This is a genomic window from Halorubrum californiense DSM 19288 (genome assembly GCF_000336875.1).
Lineage (GTDB): Archaea > Halobacteriota > Halobacteria > Halobacteriales > Haloferacaceae > Halorubrum > Halorubrum californiense.
This window is the reverse complement of the sequence record NZ_AOJK01000041.1, coordinates 76,740-94,720: the sequence shown is the minus strand read 5'-3', so window position 1 is coordinate 94,720 and position 17,981 is coordinate 76,740. Positions and strand designations below refer to the sequence as shown.

General features: G+C 69.4%; 16 protein-coding genes and 1 pseudogene. 8 read left to right on the top strand and 9 right to left on the bottom strand.

Annotation, left to right across the window (positions count from 1 at the left end; all coding sequences use genetic code 11):
• The first annotated feature begins 19 nt into the window (after positions 1-19).
• Positions 20-1,570 (top strand): cobyric acid synthase, encoded by a 1,551-nt coding sequence (locus C463_RS09005; RefSeq protein ID WP_008442901.1) that lies wholly within the window; start codon positions 20-22, stop codon positions 1,568-1,570.
• A 58-nt stretch (positions 1,571-1,628) separates the two neighbouring features.
• Positions 1,629-2,117 carry a thioredoxin gene (trxA, locus tag C463_RS09000; RefSeq protein WP_008442899.1) on the top strand — a complete coding sequence of 163 codons (489 nt, stop codon included), beginning with the start codon at positions 1,629-1,631 and terminating at the stop codon, positions 2,115-2,117.
• Positions 2,118-2,137: 20 nt separating this feature from the next.
• On the opposite strand, the gene C463_RS08995 is transcribed toward trxA, so the two are convergent.
• Positions 2,138-2,833: a helix-turn-helix domain-containing protein gene (locus C463_RS08995; protein WP_008442898.1), complete on the bottom strand. Its 696-nt coding sequence runs from the start codon at positions 2,831-2,833 to the stop codon at positions 2,138-2,140.
• A 308-nt stretch (positions 2,834-3,141) separates the two neighbouring features.
• Here C463_RS08995 and C463_RS08990 point away from each other — a divergent pair, with 308 nt between their 5' ends.
• Positions 3,142-4,866 carry a globin-coupled sensor protein gene (locus C463_RS08990; protein ID WP_008442897.1) on the top strand — a complete coding sequence of 575 codons (1,725 nt, stop codon included), beginning with the start codon at positions 3,142-3,144 and terminating at the stop codon, positions 4,864-4,866.
• Between the two features lie 55 nt (positions 4,867-4,921).
• On the opposite strand, the gene C463_RS19000 is transcribed toward C463_RS08990, so the two are convergent.
• Both C463_RS19000 and C463_RS08985 read right to left on the bottom strand, forming a co-directional pair.
• Positions 4,922-5,092 carry a hypothetical protein gene (locus C463_RS19000; RefSeq protein WP_158294451.1) on the bottom strand — a complete coding sequence of 57 codons (171 nt, stop codon included), beginning with the start codon at positions 5,090-5,092 and terminating at the stop codon, positions 4,922-4,924.
• A 117-nt stretch (positions 5,093-5,209) separates the two neighbouring features.
• Positions 5,210-5,515 carry a MazG-like family protein gene (locus C463_RS08985; RefSeq protein WP_008442896.1) on the bottom strand — a complete coding sequence of 102 codons (306 nt, stop codon included), beginning with the start codon at positions 5,513-5,515 and terminating at the stop codon, positions 5,210-5,212.
• Positions 5,516-5,617: 102 nt separating this feature from the next.
• On the opposite strand from C463_RS08985, the gene npdG reads away from it, so the two are divergent.
• From npdG to C463_RS08970, 3 genes are all read left to right on the top strand, one after another.
• Positions 5,618-6,286, top strand: a complete 669-nt coding sequence (gene npdG / locus C463_RS08980; protein ID WP_008442895.1) for an NADPH-dependent F420 reductase — start codon at positions 5,618-5,620, stop codon at positions 6,284-6,286.
• 291 nt (positions 6,287-6,577) lie between these two features.
• Complete coding sequence (locus C463_RS08975) at positions 6,578-7,636, top strand: sensor histidine kinase (protein ID WP_239638874.1); 1,059 nt, start codon at positions 6,578-6,580, stop codon at positions 7,634-7,636.
• A 179-nt stretch (positions 7,637-7,815) separates the two neighbouring features.
• Positions 7,816-8,658, top strand: coding sequence for a polyprenyl synthetase family protein (locus C463_RS08970; protein ID WP_008442893.1), 843 nt, complete (start codon positions 7,816-7,818; stop codon positions 8,656-8,658).
• A gap of 38 nt (positions 8,659-8,696) precedes the next feature.
• Here the strand turns inward: C463_RS08970 and C463_RS08965 are convergent.
• The 6 genes and pseudogenes from C463_RS08965 to C463_RS08940 all read right to left on the bottom strand — a co-directional run bounded on the left by C463_RS08965 (position 8,697) and on the right by C463_RS08940 (position 16,349).
• Positions 8,697-9,852: pseudogene (locus tag C463_RS08965) on the bottom strand (multicopper oxidase domain-containing protein).
• Between the two features lie 150 nt (positions 9,853-10,002).
• On the bottom strand, positions 10,003-11,337 hold the full coding sequence (locus tag C463_RS08960) for an ABC transporter ATP-binding protein (RefSeq protein ID WP_008442890.1): 1,335 nt from the start codon (positions 11,335-11,337) through the stop codon (positions 10,003-10,005).
• Complete coding sequence (locus C463_RS08955) at positions 11,334-12,662, bottom strand: ABC transporter ATP-binding protein (protein ID WP_008442889.1); 1,329 nt, start codon at positions 12,660-12,662, stop codon at positions 11,334-11,336. Before C463_RS08955 ends, C463_RS08960 begins: the two co-directional genes overlap by 4 nt.
• On the bottom strand, positions 12,659-13,678 hold the full coding sequence (locus C463_RS08950; protein WP_008442888.1) for an ABC transporter permease: 1,020 nt from the start codon (positions 13,676-13,678) through the stop codon (positions 12,659-12,661). The genes C463_RS08955 and C463_RS08950 overlap by 4 nt, the downstream gene beginning before the upstream one ends.
• 1 nt (position 13,679) lies before the next feature.
• Positions 13,680-14,672, bottom strand: coding sequence for an ABC transporter permease (locus C463_RS08945; protein WP_008442887.1), 993 nt, complete (start codon positions 14,670-14,672; stop codon positions 13,680-13,682).
• A gap of 30 nt (positions 14,673-14,702) precedes the next feature.
• A complete protein-coding gene (locus tag C463_RS08940; RefSeq protein WP_049905736.1) occupies positions 14,703-16,349 on the bottom strand; it encodes an ABC transporter substrate-binding protein in 1,647 nt (548 codons plus the stop codon).
• 212 nt (positions 16,350-16,561) lie between these two features.
• Here C463_RS08940 and C463_RS08935 point away from each other — a divergent pair, with 212 nt between their 5' ends.
• Positions 16,562-17,017, top strand: a complete 456-nt coding sequence (locus C463_RS08935) for a DUF7529 family protein (RefSeq protein ID WP_008442883.1) — start codon at positions 16,562-16,564, stop codon at positions 17,015-17,017.
• Positions 17,018-17,144: 127 nt separating this feature from the next.
• Positions 17,145-17,858, top strand: coding sequence for a phosphoribosyltransferase family protein (locus C463_RS08930; protein WP_008442882.1), 714 nt, complete (start codon positions 17,145-17,147; stop codon positions 17,856-17,858).
• The last annotated feature ends 123 nt before the right edge of the window (positions 17,859-17,981 follow it).

Below are 17,981 nucleotides of genomic sequence, written 5' to 3'. Positions count from 1 at the left end.
CCGTGCGGTCCGGTGTCGCATGAGCGACGCCGAGACGGTCCTCGTCGCGGGCACCGCGAGCCACGTCGGCAAGAGCACGCTGGCGGCCGGGCTCTGTCGGCTGCTCGCGCGGCGGGGCGTCGACGTGGCGCCGTACAAGGCCCAGAACATGAGCAACAACGCCCGGGTGGCGCTGACGCCCGGCGGCGAGTGGGGCGAGGTCGGCGTCTCCCAGCACGTCCAGGCGCGGGCGGCCGAGACGGTGCCGACGACCGACATGAACCCCGTCCTGCTCAAACCCCGCGGCGGCGGCGAGAGCCAGCTGATCGTCGACGGCGAGGCGGTCGCGAACGCCCCGGCGTCGACGTACTACGACGAGTACTGGGACGAGGCCCGCGCGGCCGCGGTCGCCGCCCACGAGCGCCTCGCGGCCGACCACGACGTGATCGTCGCGGAGGGCGCTGGGAGCGTCGCCGAGATCAACCTCCGCGACCGCGACCTCGCGAACGTCGAGTGCGCGCGGTTCGCGGACGCGGCGATCCTGATCGCGGTCGACATCGAGCGCGGCGGCGCGTTCGCGAGCCTCTACGGGACCCTCGAACTGCTCCCCGACGACCTCCGCGAGCGCGTCTGCGGCGCCGTGATCACGAAGTTCCGCGGCGACCCCGCGCTCCTCGAACCGGGGATCGACGAGATCGAGGCCCGGACCGGCGTCCCGGTCGTCGGCGTCGTCCCGCACGACGACCCGGGGCTGCCGGCGGAGGACAGTCTTTCGCTGCCCGACGAGACGGCGGGCGAGGGTGAAAGTGAGGAAGGAGTCCTCGGCGACGACGACGGCGTCCCGGACGGGGAGAGCGTCCGGATCGGCGTCCCGCGGCTGCCGCGCATCTCGAACTTCACCGATCTTGAACCGCTGGCGCGCGAGCCGGGTATTCGCGTCGCCTATCTCCCGCTCGACGCCGCGCTCAACGGGGTCGACGCGGCCGTCCTTCCCGGGTCGAAGAACACGGTCGACGACCTGCTCGCGCTCCGCGAGGCGGGGTTCGACGAGCGGCTGCGGGCGTTCGACGGCCCCGTGGTCGGCGTCTGCGGCGGCTATCAGATCCTCGGCGAGCGGCTCGTCGGCGCCTACGTCGAGGGCGTCGGCGACCGCGAGACGGTCCCCGGGGTCGGACTCCTCCCCGTCGAGACCGAGTTCTCGACGGAGAAGCGCGTCGAGCGCGTGACCTGCGCCGTCGACGGCGCGGGGCCGATCGCGGGCGCCGAGGGACGCGCGACCGGCTACGAGATCCGCGCCGGGCGGACGCGACTGCGCTGCGAGGAGAACGAGTCGTCCTCGGTCGCGACGGAGCCGCTCGGTGCGGAGAGCGTCGCCGCCGACCGCGTCCTCGGCACGTACCTCCACGGGCTCTTCGAGGCGGAGGCCGTGCGCGAGGCGTTCGTCGAGCGGGTCTTCGCGAGCGCGGGCCGAACGCGCCCGGACGCAGGGAGGACCGACCGCTCCCCGTACGAGCGGGCGGCCGACCTCGTCGCGGACAACGTTGACCTCGCCGCTGCCGGGCTCGGCGACCTCCTCGGGTCGGCGGAGTGAGGCGACGCGGGGATCCGGCGGCGCAAGGTATATTGTTCTAAACACTCAATACTGCGGTATGAGCGACGCAGCCGAACCAGACGAGCCGACGGGCGACGACGCGGAGACCGAGCGAGAGCGCATCCGGGAGCGGAAGCGCCGAGAGCTGGAGGCGCGTCTCGGGGACGGCGATGCGCCCGAGAGGGCCGCGGGGACCGACACGGTCGACGACGACGGAGCAACGACCCCGAGCGAGCCGATCCACGTGAACGGACCGGACGACCTCCGCCGCGCGGTCGACGACCACGACGTCGTCCTCGTGGACTGTTACGCCGACTGGTGCGGCCCCTGTCAGATGATGGAGCCGGCGATCGAGGCGCTCGCGGCGGAGACCGACGCCGCGGTCGCGAAGGTGGACGTGGACGCGAATCAGGCGGTCGCCCAGCAGTTGGGCGCGCGCAGCATCCCGACGCTCGTCCTGTACGCGGACGGCGAGGCGGTCGACCGGTTCGTCGGCGCGCAGGACCGGGCGACGCTCGAAGCCGCTATCGACGAACACGCCGCCTGACGCGGCGGGGGGCGGAACCGTCAGTTCTCGGCGAGCGTCTCGTCGAGGAGCTTCCGCTGGGCGGTCGCGAGGTGTTCGGCGAACGTCGAGGGGGAGATGTCGAGCGCCTCGGCGACGTCGCGCGCGTTGGCGTCGCGGGGGCGCTCGAAGTACCCCATGCGGTAGGCGGTTCGTAACACCTCGGACTGGCGGTCGGTGAGGCGGCCGCGGTCGACGAGGGTCCGGTCCGACGCCCCGTCGCCGCGCGCCGCGCCCTGAACGAGGTATCGGACCTCGACGAGCTCCGCCGTCCCGTCGAGCGCCGAGACGACGTCGCGCAGGCGGTCGAGGTCGGGGAGGTGAAGCGTGAGAACGAGGACGCCGTCCTCGGCGCGGGCGTCCGCGATCGGACAGTCCAACTCCTCGACGATCCGGCAGGCGCACCTCCCGTTGCGCGGGCGGTCGTACCGGTACACTCGCTCGTCGCCGAGGTCGACGACCGAGGTGGGCGCCGGGACCCCCTCCGCGCGGTCGACCGCGTCCGGGTCGCGGGCGCGGAACTCCTCGGTGTGCGTGTCGCCCGCGTGCGTCCAGTTGACGCCCGTTATCGGGCCGTCGTGGGCGGTCGACGCGGTGACGACCGGGCAGTTCCCCGTCCCGTGGATCGCGAGGCCGGCGCGAACGCCCCCGGGCACGGCCGCGGCACCGTCGTCCGCCGGCTTCCCTCCGGTTCCCATCGGATTCGGGTTAGCACGACGGGTACAAATGCCTGATCCACGACGCACCAGTCCCGTGACCGGGTCTCACAGAGAACACCCGCAATACTGATCGACGGGCGGTATCGGTCTGGGGTCCGGAGTCGGGGCCGTGACACGAGCGATCCGCGCACTCGGAGCGATCGTCCTAGCCGGCGCCGGGGCCGGAATGAGCGTCGCGGCGGCCGCGGAGTCGGCCGTCCGTCGCGGATAGGCGGCACGACTCGCCGGTATCAGCTGTGAGACCTGGAGGGTGGCCGTTTATATAACCCAAGCGGAGAGGTCTCAGTATGGCTACATCGGGAGAGTACGGCCGGCACGACTTCGGTCAGGGCGGCTTGAACGACGGGCTCGACGTGAGTGAGCTGGTCGACGAGATTGGGCTCGACGGGGACGAGATCGCGTGGCGAAAGGAGTTCGTCGGCTTCGACGCCGAGGACGAGCGGCGGCTGAGCCGGTACGAGGACGCGTTCGCGGAGAACGCAGAGCAGATCGCGGACGACTTCTACGAGAACCTCACCGAGCACGGTCAGACGGTCGAGGTGTTCAATCGGTCCGACAAGGGGCTCGAACAGCTCAAACGGACCCAGTCGGCGTACCTCGTGACGCTCGCGGGGGGCGAGTACGGCGAGGAGTACTTCGAGGACCGGGCGCGGATCGGCAAGATCCACGACATGCTGGAGATGCCGATGAAACACTACCTCGGGCAGTACGGCGTGTACTACGACCTCATCCTCCCGCTCATCGGTGACCGCCTCGTCGACTCGCTCACCGAGCGCCTCGCTCCCGACGCCGGCGGGGAGGTCGACGAGGCGACCGCGACGGCGGTCGAAGCGGAGGTCGACGACGCGATCGAGGACCTGCTCTCGGTCCTCCGGATCGTCAACCTCGACATGCAGGTCGTCACGGACACGTATATCCACTCGTACAGCCAGAAGCTCTCGGAGGCGGTCGAGGAGAACGAGCGGCTGATGGCCGAGGTGGAAGACGAGGTCAAAGAACCGATCAGCGACCTCCGCGAGTCGGCGGGGGACGTCGCGGACAGCGCCGCCGCGGTCGGCGAGGCGTCGGAGGACCAGTCACAGCGGGTCGCGGAGATCTCTTCGGAGGTCGCGAACCTCTCCGCGACGGTCGAGGAGGTGGCCTCGACCGCCGACGAGGTCGAGCGCACGAGCGGCCGGGCGGAGGAACTCGCCGAGGACGGGCGAGCGGCGGCCGACGACGCCGCGGCCGCCATGGACGATATCGGCGACGCCGTCGACGAGGTGGCGGACGACGTCGAGGCGCTCCAAGAGCGGGTCCAAGAGATCGACGAGTTCGTCGACGCGATCAACGGGATCGCCGACCAGACGAACCTGCTCGCGCTGAACGCCTCGATCGAGGCGGCGCGGGCCGGCGAGGCCGGCGCCGGGTTCGGCGTCGTCGCCGACGAGATCAAGTCGCTCGCCGAGGAGTCACAGCGGCACGCGAGCGACATCGAGTCGATGGTCGACGGCATCCGGGCCGACACCGAGGAGACAGTCGAGAGCCTCTCGGAGACGACGGTGCGAGTCGACGAGGGGAGCGAGCGCGTCGGCGACGCGGCGGAGAGCCTCACGGACATCACCGAGGCGGTGACGGAGACGGCCGACGGGATCGACGAGGTCTCCGACGTGACCGACGAACAGGCCGCCGCCGCGGAGGAGATCGCCGCGACGATCGACGGGGTGGTCGAGCAGTCGAACCGCATCACCGAGGAGACACAGGAGTTAGCGGCCGAGAGCGAGCGCCAGTCGGCGGCGGTCGGCGAGCTGGAACGGACCGTGCGCCGGTTGGCCGTGGACGACGGGAACGACGGCGGGCCTGCCCGGGCGTCTCGCACGGACGGTGGGCGGGTGACAGCGGAGCGCGACGGCGGCGGATCGATCCCCTCGGGGCTTCCCGAGGGAATGCCGGAGTTCGTTATCGATCGCCTCTCCGACGAAGAGCTGCGCGCGATCGCGGCCGGTGAGAGAGAGACGGACGACCTGCGGTGAGTCGGTCGGAGCCGTCGGCCGCGACGGCTCGCGGCCCGTGGACCGCGGGCGGAACTCAGGGCGAGAAGTAGGCGTCCGGGCCCCGCACGTCGGCGAGTTCGCGGAGCGCGCGGGCCCCGCACCGGTCGCAGGCCTCGGACGCCGCGGCGGCGCCGGCCCGAGCGAACACCGTCTCGCAGGCGTCGCAGGCGACGTAGCGCAGCGCGAGCGACGGGGCGTCGGTCATACGCCCGGTACGCGTCCAGAGCACTTGAACCGACGCCCGCCCCGCGGCGCTATCGCGGAGAGTCAGGGTCGCCGGCCGGGTCGCTATCGCCGGGACTCGGGGTCGCCGGCCGGGTCGCTATCGTCCGGACCCGGCGTCGCCGGACGACTCGACCCGCGCCTCGTACTTCGCCAGCGCCTCGTCGAGGGCCGCGTCGGCGTCGACGTCCGCCGTCTCGGCGAGCGCGAGCAGCGCGAACAGCGCGTCGCCGATCTCGTCGGTCGCGATCGCGGCCGCGGCCGGTTCGTGCCCGTAGTCGGTGGACGTGTTCACCTCCTTGGCGATCTCCCCGACCTCGCTTTCGAGGTCGAGGACCCGGTGCGCGAGGTCGGTCTCCAGCCCGTGCTCGGCGATGAACGCGGCGACGCGGTCCTGCTCGTCCATGCGTGTCGCCTCTCTCGCCTCGACAAAGAATTCCCCGTTCCGAACGGTGGCGAGGACGGCCGGTCACGCAACCCCTAAGACGCGAGAGACCACACGAACAGTATGAGAATCGCCATCTTGGGCGGCACCGGCGACATCGGCGAGGGGCTCGCGCTCCGATTGGCGGCGGACACGCCGCACCGGGTCGCGGTCGGGTCGCGAGAGGCCGAGAAGGCCGAGACAAAGGCCGAGGAGTACACGACCGAACTGGAGAGCCGCGGGCTCGACGCGGAAGTGACCGGCGGCGAGAACAGCGCGGTCGCCGCCGAGGCGCGGATCGTCGTCCTCGCGGTCCCGCCGTACCACGTCGGCGACACCGTGGAGGCGGTCGCGGACGCGCTCGACGACGGCGACGTGTTGGTCTCGCCGGCGACGGGGATGAAACGCGACGAAGAGGGGTTCCACTACCACAAGCCCGGCGCGGGCTCGGTGACGGAAATCGTCGCCGGCGCGGCGCCCGGGGGCGTCGCCGTCGTCGGCGCGTTCCACAACCTCGCGGCCGCGCGGCTGGCGAACCTCGACGCCGAGTTGGGCGTCGACACGCTCGTCATCGGCGACGACGAGGACGCGAAACGGACGGTCGCGGACGTCGGCGAGGGGATCGAGGGGCTCCGCGCGCTCGACGCCGGCGGGATCGCAAACGCACCCGAAATTGAGGGGTTGACGCCGCTTCTGATCAACGTCGCCTCGAACAACGAGGGGCTCCACGACCTCGGCGTCAGGTTCCAGTAGGAGAGCGCGAAGCGGTTCCGTGTGTGAAACGAAGAGAACGGAACGCCCGTTTACTCGACGCCCCTCGGCTCCAGTCAAACACCGAGTAGCTGTCGCGAAGAACTCCCCGAATCGGGCGTGTGGACGGTGCGACAGCGCCGCCTATTAATGAATAAGATCTGAAAAGAACTGCCGGTCAGAACGGTTCGATATCTGTAACAGACGGATACGACGGGTGAACTGCGAATAGGCATCCACTCGGAATCGTCACAATCTTTTAACATACCGGACAGCGAGATGGATCATAGGACAATGGCCCCCGGAAACCGGGTGAATCCTGTCAGTGTCGTGGGGGCGTCGATCATCGTCGCAACGGCGGCGGTGGGGATACTCGCGGACGTCGAGTTGGGGGTGCTCTCCCTCCAAGCCACGGTTCCGGGTGGTATCGGGACCGGACTGGTCGCCTACGGATGGCTCCGAGCGGACACCATCGTCGAGTCGAAGCGGTGGACGGTGCTGAAGTGGACCGGGGCGGGGCTGCTCGCGTTTACGGTTCTCGGGGCCTGGTTCGGGGAGATGGCCGCTCGGACGAACACGTCGACGCTGCTCTCGATCAGCGGGTCGTTGAGCGTCGGTGCGGCGCTCGGCACGGTCATCGGCATCTACGCGGCTCGGATTCACCGGACGAACGAGCTGCTCGCGGAGACGGTAACCGAACTCGAACAGGCGAACGACCGCCTCGAACGGAAGAACGAGCAGCTGGACCATTTCGTCGACATCGCCAGTCACGACCTCCGAAACCCGGTGAACGTCGCCCAAGGGCGGCTCGAAATCGCTCGCGAGGAGTCGAAGGAGGACAGCGAACACCTCGAAACGGTGGACGACGCCCTCACGCGGATGAATACGCTCATCAACGACCTCGTTTCGCTGACGAAGGCCGGAGACCAGATCGAGGAGGTCGTTCCCGTGGACCTCGGCGCGGTGAGTCGATCGGCGTGGGGCAGCGTCGAGACGAGAGACGCATCGCTGACCGTCGAGGCCGAGGGGAAGATTTACGCCGACGAGAGCCGCTTGAGACAGGTCTTGGAGAACCTGTTCCGCAACGCGATTCAGCACGGAGGCGAGGACGTGACGGTCACGGTCGGACCGCTCGCCGAGGGGTTCTACGTCGAAGACACCGGCGCAGGCATTCCGGACGACCTCCGCGGACAGGTGCTCGAAGACGGCGTGACCGCCGGCGGTGAGGGCGTGGGGCTCGGACTGAGTATCGTCGAGCAGATATCCACCGCTCACGGGTGGAAGATAGGCGTCGAGCAGAGCGCGGCGGGCGGTGCTCGCTTCGAGTTCATCGGCGTGGAGTCGCCGGAGTGACCGACGAACGCCCGGTAAGTGATTGTCAGATCACCGGGAACACGGCCGAATCGTCGACCGCTCGCAGGCGCGCGCCGCCGCAGTACCGAGCGGTGAACCGCGTCGTCGCCGTCGTCCGAATCCCGCGTTCGGAGGGCGTTCCGTTAGGCCTTTGCGCGCCGGGGCCCTCCGGGCAGTAGATGGAGTACTTGGAGCGTCGGGTCGGGCTGGTCGAAGACCGGATCGAGTCGGTCATCGACGACGTCGAGCCCGAGGAACTGTCCGACGAGGTCGGCCACGTCGTCCTCGCGGGTGGCAAGCGCGTCCGGCCAGCGGTGACCGTCCTCGCCTGCGAGGCGTTCGACGGCGACCCTGACGAGGCGGTCGACTTCGCGGCCGGCATCGAGTTCGTCCACAACGCCTCGCTGGTGATCGACGACATCATCGACCGCTCGGAGGTCCGCCGCGGCACCGCCGCCGCGTGGGCGGAGTTCGGCTACGGCCCGGCGATCATCGCCAGCGACGGCCTGCTCGGCGAGGCGTTCGCGCTGTTCTCCGCCGATCCGCGCGCGATGCGCACCGTCGCCGAGGCGATGGTCGAACTCGGCGAGGGCGAGGCGACGGAGCTCGCGGCACGACCGACCAACGAAGAGGAGTACATGGAACTGGCGCGCCGCAAGACGGGCGCGCTGTTCCGCGCCGCCGCCGAGCTTGGCGCGGTCGCGGGCGGGGCGGACCCCCACGCGATCGACTCGTTCGGCGAGTACGCCGAGCGGGTCGGCGTCGCCTTCCAGATGCGCGACGACGTGCTCGACGCCACCGCCGACGCCGACGACCTCGGCAAGCCGACCGGGCAGGACGCGGAGATGGACCGCCCCTCGGTCCTCCAGGTCACGTCGCTGTCACCCGAGGAGATCAACGAGCGCGCCCGGGCGGAGTCGGAGCGCGCGCTCGCCGCCCTCGACGACGCCGACCCGCCCGAGACGGAGGCGATCGAGTACCTGCGCGACCTCGCCGAGTTCGTCGTCGTCCGCGAGCGGTAGGGGGAGAGAAGAGCGTTCGTGCGGTCAGTTTCCGAACCTCAGAGCTCGTAGCCCGCCTTCTCCATGAGGTCCGCGAACACGTCCGTCCCCATCACCTGCTCGTAGACGATGGCAGTGAGCATCCCGCCGGGGGAGACGCCCCCGTTCCGGACGTGGTCCACCTTGTGACAGTGCATCGGGTAGATGCCGGGGTCCGCGTCCGCCTCGAACTCGGCGGTGTACCGCTCCGCGGGCGCGACGTTCACCACGTCCTCCGGGAGTTACATCACCTCCGGGTACTCGGCGCCGTCCTTCTCGACGGTTCGGAACCGGTGGTTGTGCGTGTACATCGGGTGCGACATGAACCAGGCGTTGACCAAGTGGAGCCGCACCGTGTCGCCCTCGCTGACGACGATCGGCGAGCCGTGGTCGGGGTTGAACGTGTACGGGGCGACGCGCCCGTTGATCGTGAACGCGTCGGGGCGGCGGTTCTGGAGGTCGTAGGTCGCGTCCTCGCCGCCGTACGAGCGCGAGAGCCGCGTGTCACAGTCCTTCAGCGTCATGAACTGCTCGACGTCGGCCGCCTCGTACCCCTCGGGGTCGATGCGGAGGATCCCGTACAATCCCCATGTCCATGTACATCGGGGTGTTGAAGTGGCAGTGGTAGAGGTGGGTTCCGGGCACGTCCGCGCCGATCTCGTAGGTGTGTTTCTCGCCGGGCATCACCGTGATCCCCGTCGTCGACGGGACCCCGTCGTCCTTCCACGACTTCGAGACCCCGTGGAAGTGGAGCGTGTGCGGCATCTCCCCGTCAGTGTTGTCGAGCGTGATCGACAGGTCGTCGCCCTCGGTCGCTCAGAGGACCGGTCCCGGCACGCTCGGCGTGCCGTCGTCGGCCTGGAACGCCCACGTTACCGGCATCTCGACCGGCCCGCCGAGCGAACTCTCGGGGTGGGCCGCGTGTCTGGCGTGGACCGACCGGAGCGTCACCTCGCGGCCGCGCCCGTCGAGGTCGACGACCTCCGGCGACCCCGTCTCGGGGAGCGCGGGCTCCCCGTCGTCGGTCTCCGCCGCGTCCGCGCCGTCGCCGGTCGTCGCGGTGGTGGCCGCCTCGCTCAGACAGCCCGCCAGCCCGGCGACGCCCGAGAGGCCGGCAGCCTGGAGGATCGTTCGCCGGGCGAAGCCGCCGTCGGAACCGGAGTCGCTGTGCGTCATGTCTCAAGCGAGGGGACGGGGAGAGATAACCCGGGCGCGGCTTCCCGCGTCGAGGTACGACTGACGAACGGGTTCGGTGCGTAGTAGATAAAACAAACCGCGGTCGCGGAGACCGCCGCCCTGACCGGGAGGCGGTCGCCCGGAGCCCGCTCAGTCGTCCGCCGGTTCGCCGGTGTCGCCCGCTTCCTCGGCCGCCGCGTTCTCGCCGATCGGCTCGCTGTCCCAGTACGCGTGGTCGTCGTCCGTCCGGAAGCAGGTCGCCGCTCGACCGTCGCCGAGGTCGTACGCCGGCGGCGCCGACTCCCGGCAGGCCGCGCGCGCCTCCGGACAGCGCGTGTGGAACCGACAGCCCGCCGGCGGGTTGCGCGGCGAGGGCACGTCGCCGTGGAGCGTGGTGAACTCCTCGTCGCGCGCCTCCGTACTTGCGCGCGGGACGCTCGACAGCAGCGCCTTCGTGTACGGGTGCGCGGGATCGTCGAATATCTCCTCGACCGGGCCGATCTCGACGATCTCGCCGAGGTACATCACCGCGACGCGGTCGCAGACGTGCCGGACCACGCCGAGGTTGTGCGCGATGAAGAGGAACGTGAGCCCGAACTCCTCTTGCAGGTCTTCGAGCAGGTTCAGGATCTGGGCCTGAACGCTCACGTCGAGCGCCGACACCGGCTCGTCGAGGACGACGAAGTCGGGGTCCAGAGCGAGCGCCCGCGCGATCCCGATCCGCTGGCGCTGGCCCCCGGAGAACTCGTGGGGGTAGCGGTCGAGCTGGTCGGCCGAGAGGCCGACGCGTTCGAGTAGGCTCGCGACGCGAGCCATGCGGATCTCCCGGTCGGAGGCGTCGACGGAGACCGTCACGACGACGGTGTCGTCTTCGGCCGTCTCGACGGTCGTCGCGAGCAGGTCGCCCTGCCGGTCGAGAGCGGCGAGCGGGCCCTCCTCGTCCTCGCGGACGGTAACGGCGACCCGCGCGACCCCCTGCTTGGCGTCGACGACGCGGTCGACGTCGTCGTCGACGCGAACCTCGACGTCTCCGGGGCGGAGAGAGGTGCCCTCAACGGTCACGTCGGCGACGGTCTCGACGTTCGGGTTGGTCTTGGGAAGCCCGTGGATCCGAAGCCCCTCGGCGACGATGTCGCCGGTGGTCATCCGCGGGTCGAGGCTGGAGAACGGGTCCTGGAACACGATCTGTGCGCGCTGTCGGAACTGGTTCAGCTCCGCGTCGGTCATCCCGCGGACGTCGGTCCCGTCGAAGGTGATCTCGCCCTCGGTGGGGTCGCGGAGCCGCAGCACCGTCTCGCCGGTCGTCGATTTCCCGCAGCCCGACTCGCCGACGAGCCCGAGGGTCTCGCCCTCGTGGACGTCGAAGGAGACGCCGTCGACAGCCTTCACGCTCTCCGACTCCGTGCCGATCAGGCGGTCGACGAGCGACTGGTCGTCCGCGTAGTACTTCTTCAGCCCGTCGACGGAGAGCAGCGGGTCGCTCATTCGCCCTCACCCCCGTCGGTCGCGGCCTCCTCGTCGGGGGCCGCGGCGTCGCCGGGACCGGCGTCGAAGTATCCGTCCGGGAGCGCGTCGGCCGGGTCGTACTCGCGGTCCGCCAGCACGCACTTGGCGCCGTGGCCCGTGGCGGCGTCGACGGTCGTCTCGGGCGGCTTGTCGAGACACGCCTCCATCGCCTTCGGACACCGGTCCGCGAAGTAACACCGGTCGCCCATCTCGGCGTCGAGCAGGCTCGGGACGTTGCCCGTGATGGGTTCGAGCCGCGCCCGCGGGTCGTCCACGTCGGGGATCGAACCGAGGAGCCCCTGTGTGTACGGGTGAACCGTGTCTTCGAACACCGAGTCGAGCGTGCCGCGCTCGACGACCTCGCCCGCGTACATCACGCAGACGCGGTCGCACATCTCGGCGATCACGCCCAGGTCGTGGGTGATGAGCACGATGCTCATCCCGCGGTCGGCCTGAATCTCTTTCAGCAGGTTCAGGATCTGCGCCTGGATCGTCACGTCGAGCGCGGTCGTCGGCTCGTCGGCGATCAGCACGTCCGGCTCGCCCGCGAGCGCCTGCGCGATCATCGCGCGCTGGAGCATCCCGCCGGAGAACTGGCCGGGGTACTCGTCGACGCGCTCTTCGGGGTCGGGGATCCCGACCTGCCCGAGCAGCTCGACGGCCCGCTCCATGCTCTCCTCGCTGGTGTAGTCGCGGCCGGGAACGATCCCGTCGAGGAGGTACTTGCCGAGCCCGTACCCCTGCGTCCGCGAGCGCGTCGAGCGGGGGTTCGCCCGCGCCCGGCGCTGCACCTCGACCGCCTCGGCGATCTGCTCGCCGACGGTGATCGAGGGGTTGAAGCTGCTCATCGGGTCCTGGAAGATGACGCTGAACGAGGGGCCGCGCAGCGAGCGCCGGACGCGCGGCGGCACGGTCCGGAGGTCGACGTGGTCGCCGTCGACCCGCACGTCGCCGTTCCCGCGAAACTCCTCGGCGAGGTCGGGGTCGCGGTACCACACCTCGCCGGCGGTGATCCGCCCGGGCGTCTCGACGAGGTCGACGAGCGACAGGGCGGTCACGGACTTCCCGGAGCCGGACTCGCCGACGACGCCGAGGATCTCGTCTTCCCGGAGGTCGAACGACACGGACTCCACCGCGTTGATCTGCCCCTCCTCGGTGAAGAATCGGGTCGAGAGGTCTCGGACCGACAGCACGTCGCCGGCCGCGGGCGTTCCCGTCGGAGCTGCGTCGCCGCTCCCGAAGGCGTCGCCCGTACCGCCGCCGTCGGTGGCGGCGGGCTCGTCGGTCCGCTCGGCGTCGCTCATGCGGCACCCCCTTCGCCTTCGATACCGGGGTCGAGCGCGTCACGCAGCCAGTCGCCGAGCAGGTTGATCCCGATCACCGACAGCATGATCGCGACCCCGGGGATGGAGGCGATCCACCACTGGCCGGAGGAGACGTAGTCGCGCCCCTGCGCGATGTCGAAGCCCCACGACAGCGTCGTCCCGGAGAAGCCGAGGAACGACAGCGAGCTCTCCAAGAGGATGATCGCCGCCACCTGCACCGTCCCGAGGACGATGATCGGCGTGATCGCGTTCGGGAAGATGTGGCGAAGGATGATCGTGTTATCGTTGGCGCCCAGCGCGCGCGACGCCTTCACGTACTCCTGCCCGCGCAGGGAGAGCGCCTCTCCCCGGGCGACCCGGGCAAACCACACCCAGTTGACGAGGCCGACGACGATCACCACCGTTATCGGCAACACGAAGCTCTCCGGCATCTCCGGCGCCAACCCGGCGACGACGAACGGGTCGGGGACGTTCACCGCCGCCCGCCCCCACAGCCCGATCAGCGCGACCGCCAGCACGAGCGAGGGGAACGCGAGGCTGATGTCCGCGATCCGCATCAGCGCGTCGTCGACGCGCCCGCGGTGGTAGCCGGCGAGCAGCCCGACCGGAACGCCGATCGACGCCGCCAAGAGCGTGCCGAGCACGCCGACGACGAGCGACGTCCGAGCGCCGTACACCACCCGCGAGAACATGTCGCGACCGAGCCCGTCGGTGCCGAACACGTGGTCGGGTTCGGCGCTGATCTCGACCTCCTCGGTGACGGTCTGGATCTCGCCGTCGACCATCTGCGAGGAGGTCCGCTCCTCCGTCTGCGAGAAGCCGATCGGCGGCAGCTCGCTCTGGTCGAGCTGTTGGTCTGTCGGGTTGTGGGGCGCGATGAACGGGGCGAACACGGCGGTCAAGGTGATGAGGACCACCAGCGCCAGCCCGAGCTTCGCGAGCCCGCTCTGTCTGAACTCCTTTTTGAGATTGCGTATGACACGTGAAGAGACCATGTTAGTCAGTCACCACCTCCGGGTCGAGGTAGGCGTACACCACGTCGACGAGGATGTTGACGAGGACGAAGCTCGTCCCGATGACGATGAGGCTTCCCTGAAGCGCCGGCCAGTCGCGCTGGTTGATGCTCTCGATGACGAGCGTGCCGAGCCCCGGCCACGAGAACACCGCCTCGGTGATCACGGCGCCGCCGATCAGCGTCCCGAGCTGGAGCCCGAGGACGGTTATCACCGGGATAAGCGTGTTCCGGAGCGCGTGTTTGTACCGGATCAGGGTCTGCGGGAGCCCCTTGGCCCGCGCGGCTTGGACATAGCCCTTGCTGAGCTCGTCGAGCATCCCCGACCGCGTCAGGCGGGTTATGAGCGCCATGAAGTAGGTTCCCAAGGCGATAGCGGGCAGCGTGATGTACGCGAGCCACGTCAACAGCGTCCCGACGAACGGCTCGGCGTTTATCACCGACAGCGCGACGTCGCCGACGTCGACGCCGCGGCCGCTGGTGTTGAAGATGTTGAACTCCACGGCGAAGATCAGGATGAGCATGATCCCGAGCCAGAAGTTCGGCGTCGAGATGCCGCCGAGCGACAGCAGCGTCGCGCCGTAGTCGACCGGCTCGTTGCGGCGGGTCGCGCTGATGACGCCGAGCGGGATCGCGAGGGCGATCGCCACGACGCTCGCGGCGACGGCGAGCTCCACGGTGGCGGGCAGCCGCTCGAACACGAGCGTCGTCACGTCTTGGCCGCGGATGTACGACCGCCCCATGTCCCCTTGAAGCAGTTCGAAGACGTACTGCCCGTACTGGACGTACAGCGGCTGGTCGAGGCCGAGCTCGGCGGCGATCGCCTGTCGCGTCTCCTGTGACGCGTCGAGCGGCGCGACCGCGTTGATCGGGCTTCCGGGAGTGACGAACCGGAGCGCGAACACGACGGTGACGACGCCCCAGACGACGCCGATCCCTTGGAGGCTTCTTTTGAGTGCGAATCTGCCGAGTGACATTAATAACGGTGTGGGGAGAGGTGAGTCGCGTTACTGCTGGGTTGCGGTGTCCGGGTCGATGAACTCGTCGGCCCGCGGTTCCCACGAGATATCGTTCGAGACGCCGTAGACGCTGAACTGCTGGTGCATGAACACCCACGGCGCGAGGTCGTGGGCGAGCTGGTTCGCCTCTTGGAGGATGTCGACGCGCTCGTCGGGGTCTTCGGTCGCCTCGGCGTCGGTGAGCAGCCCGTCGAGCTCGTCGTTCTTCAGCACGGTGAGCGCGCCGCTCGAAGAGAGCAGCGGCGTCAGCGTCTGGCTGCCGTCGAACTCCCCGTTCCCCCAGCCGAGAAGGTTGAAGTGCGGACGGTCCTCGATGTTCGGCGCGGTGACGTCCTGAACGAGCGAGGAGAACTCGCGCTGTTCGACCTCACAGGAGACGTTCGACAGCGAGTCGATCTGGCTGGCGGCCGCCTGCGCGATCTCGACATCGCGGAGGTAGCGCCCGATCGGCGTCTCCAGCGTGATCTCGACGCCCGCGTGGCCGGACTCCTCGACGAGTCGCTCCGCCTCCTCGGGGTCGTAGGGGTACGGGTCGATGTCGGGGTTGTAGCCGACGTGGCCGTCGAGGGTCGGCTGGGAGGTGATGTTCCCGAACCCGTTGAGCACGTTCTCGATGATGCTCTCGACGTCGACCGCGTGGTTCATCGCCTGCCGGAACTGCTGGCTGGAGAACGGCTCCACGTCGTACCGCATCTGCAGGAAGATGATCCGCGCGCTCGCCACGGAGTTGATCGTCGCCACGTCGGAGCCGTTCACCCGGGAGACCTCGTTCGGCGGGACGTTCGTCACGATGTCCGTCTCCTCGGCGAGCAGCTGGTTGACCCGCGTGCTCGACTCGCTGGAGGCGGTCATGGTGAGCTCGTCGACCTCGGGCGCGCCGTCCCAGTACTCCTCGTTCGGCTCGTAGACGACCTGATTCCCCGACTCGTAGTTCGTGAGGCGGAACGGCCCCGTCCCGTTGGCGTTGCGGTTGATGTAGTCGCCGCCGTTCTCCTCGACCCACGACTGCTGCATGATCGGGCCGTTCGTCGCGAACAGCTGGAAGGCGATCGGATTGAACCCCTCGAAGGAGACCGTTACCTGTCCGTCGCCGGTCGTGACCTCCGAGACCGAACCGAGGTCGTTGGACTGCGGGCTGACGATGCCGACGTCCTCGAAGACGATCCGGCGGATGCTGTACCGAACGTCCTCCGGCGTGACCTCGTCGCCGTTGTGGAAGGTGAGCCCGTCGCGCAGCATGAAGCGGACGCTGCCGTCGTCGGTGCGCTCCCACTCGTTCGCGAGGCCGGCGATGATGCCGCCCTGCTTGTCGCGGTCGAGGAGGCCCTCGTACAGCTGGCCGACGATGATCTCGGTGTTCGTCTCGGCGTGGTCCTGCGGGTCGAGTCCGGAGTCCATCTGCCCCATGGTGACGCCGAGTTCGAACGCCTCGTCGCCCCCGTCGGAGCCGTCCTCGCCGTCCATGCCGTCCTCGCCGTCGCCGCCGTCCATGCCGTCCTCGCCGTCGCCGCCGTCCATGCCGTCCTCGCCGTCGCCGCCGTTTCCGGAACAGCCCGCGAGACCGACCGCACCGGCCGTTCCGGCGTACTTGAGCACCGTCCGCCTGTCGACGTGATCGTCGTTGTCAGTAGGCATAGGCTATCTCAAACAACAGAGCATTATGAACCTACCGGCGGACACAGCGTCTGTCGCTACCGCCTGCTGGCGATCTGTTGACAGAATGAACGCCACGGTTTCCGGGGCGCGAGGGGCGAACGAGCGAGATTCAGCGCGGCCGAAAGGCGAGACGGATGTGGCGTATCCGGAAACCGACGCTTATGTACGGGCGTGGACGGTAGCCGCGCGACATGGACGCACCCGATCCCGGACCGCGATGGGACGCGGTCGAGGAGGACGCGGAGTCGACGGCGGCGGCGTACCGAGAGCGCGGCTGGACCGCGATCGCCGGGCACCCCGGGCAGGTGAACCCCGTCGCGGACGCCGCCCGGATCGACGTGCTGTTGCCCGGGTCTGAGTTCGACGCGGCGCTGGCGGCGGCCGACGAGGCCGCGATCGACGGTGTCGACGTGTACGCCGGCGCCGCCGACGGGGCCGTGTACCGGCTGGTGGTCGCGACCGACGAGGCGGCGCAGGTGGCGCTGTGCGTGCCGACGTACCTCGCGAGCGACGACCTCGCCGCCCTGCGCGCGGCCGCTGAGGCGGCGGGGACCCTCACCGTGCGCCTGCGACCCCTCGACGACCGCGACCACGTCGAGATCGCGATCGACGAGCCCGCCGTCTTCTTCGACGCGCCCGAGGCGTGAGGGGGTCGACGTAGCTCCGGGTCTCGCCCGCCGAGGCGCACGCTCGTGCGCCGAAACGCACGCTCGTGGGTATCGGTGCCGCGATCGACTTCGACGTATTCATACTTGTGCGATCGCGATCATCAGTATGAATCGCGCAGAGAAGGCGGCCCTCCAGCTACAGGCGGTCGCCGTGTTGCGGATGTTGAAGGAGACGCGCACGTACGAGGAGCTGTCCGACGTGACGGGGCTGCCCGCGGGCGACCTGAACCGGTACGTGAACGGGCACGTGCTGCCCGGCACCGACCGCGCGAGCGAGGTCGTCGAGTCGGTCGGTCGCGAGGCGCTCGCCGACGAACTTGTCGCGCGCGTTGAGTTCGACGACGAGGGGTACGTGGACAACTCCGGCGTCGTCTTCGACCAGTCGTTCCTCGACCTGGTGGCGCCGGTCGCCGCGGAGACGTTCGAGTTCGAGTCGCCGGACGTGGTCCTGACGGCCGCGACCGACGGGATCACGCTGGGCGCGGCGATGGCCTCCTTCTTCGGCGCGCGCTTGGCGTACGCCAAGAAGTCGAAAGAGACCGCGGTCGAGGAGTTCATCGAGTCGCGCCAGCGGCTCGCCTCCGGCATCGAACTCACCTACTACCTCCCCGCGAGCGCCATCGACGCCGGCGACACGGTGCTGGTCGTCGACGACCTGATCCGCTCGGGCGAGACCCAAGAGCTCCTCCTCGACATCGCGCTCCAGGGCGACGCCGACGTCACCGGCGTGTTCGCGCTCATCGCGGTCGGCGACGAGGGGATGGACCGCGCGCGAGCGATCACCGACGCGCCGGTCGGGGCGCTGACGACGTTCGAGTAGCCACGTTCACGCATACTCTTCGAGAAAAAATCGCCGTAACGGTGTTTCTGATCCACGGTAGTGGATCATCACTCGGCTCGTTCAGCAAGGCTTATCACCCGATCCGCGGGAACCTCCACGCGT

Bases quoted from the DNA above. Each gene is read 5' to 3' on its own strand.
- C463_RS08935 (WP_008442883.1), top strand. From the start codon at position 16,562: ATGGACGCACCCGATCCCGGACCGCGATGGGACGCGGTCGAGGAGGAC.
- C463_RS08940 (WP_049905736.1), bottom strand. From the start codon at position 16,349: ATGCCTACTGACAACGACGATCACGTCGACAGGCGGACGGTGCTCAAG.
- C463_RS08970 (WP_008442893.1), top strand. From the start codon at position 7,816: ATGGAGTACTTGGAGCGTCGGGTCGGGCTGGTCGAAGACCGGATCGAG.
- trxA (WP_008442899.1), top strand. From the start codon at position 1,629: ATGAGCGACGCAGCCGAACCAGACGAGCCGACGGGCGACGACGCGGAG.
- C463_RS09005 (WP_008442901.1), top strand. From the start codon at position 20: ATGAGCGACGCCGAGACGGTCCTCGTCGCGGGCACCGCGAGCCACGTC.
- C463_RS08985 (WP_008442896.1), bottom strand. From the start codon at position 5,515: ATGGACGAGCAGGACCGCGTCGCCGCGTTCATCGCCGAGCACGGGCTG.
- C463_RS08975 (WP_239638874.1), top strand. From the start codon at position 6,578: ATGGCCCCCGGAAACCGGGTGAATCCTGTCAGTGTCGTGGGGGCGTCG.
- C463_RS08960 (WP_008442890.1), bottom strand. From the start codon at position 11,337: ATGAGCGACCCGCTGCTCTCCGTCGACGGGCTGAAGAAGTACTACGCG.
- C463_RS08945 (WP_008442887.1), bottom strand. From the start codon at position 14,672: ATGTCACTCGGCAGATTCGCACTCAAAAGAAGCCTCCAAGGGATCGGC.
- npdG (WP_008442895.1), top strand. From the start codon at position 5,618: ATGAGAATCGCCATCTTGGGCGGCACCGGCGACATCGGCGAGGGGCTC.
- C463_RS19000 (WP_158294451.1), bottom strand. From the start codon at position 5,092: ATGACCGACGCCCCGTCGCTCGCGCTGCGCTACGTCGCCTGCGACGCC.
- C463_RS08955 (WP_008442889.1), bottom strand. From the start codon at position 12,662: ATGAGCGACGCCGAGCGGACCGACGAGCCCGCCGCCACCGACGGCGGC.
- C463_RS08995 (WP_008442898.1), bottom strand. From the start codon at position 2,833: ATGGGAACCGGAGGGAAGCCGGCGGACGACGGTGCCGCGGCCGTGCCC.
- C463_RS08990 (WP_008442897.1), top strand. From the start codon at position 3,142: ATGGCTACATCGGGAGAGTACGGCCGGCACGACTTCGGTCAGGGCGGC.
- C463_RS08950 (WP_008442888.1), bottom strand. From the start codon at position 13,678: ATGGTCTCTTCACGTGTCATACGCAATCTCAAAAAGGAGTTCAGACAG.
- C463_RS08930 (WP_008442882.1), top strand. From the start codon at position 17,145: ATGAATCGCGCAGAGAAGGCGGCCCTCCAGCTACAGGCGGTCGCCGTG.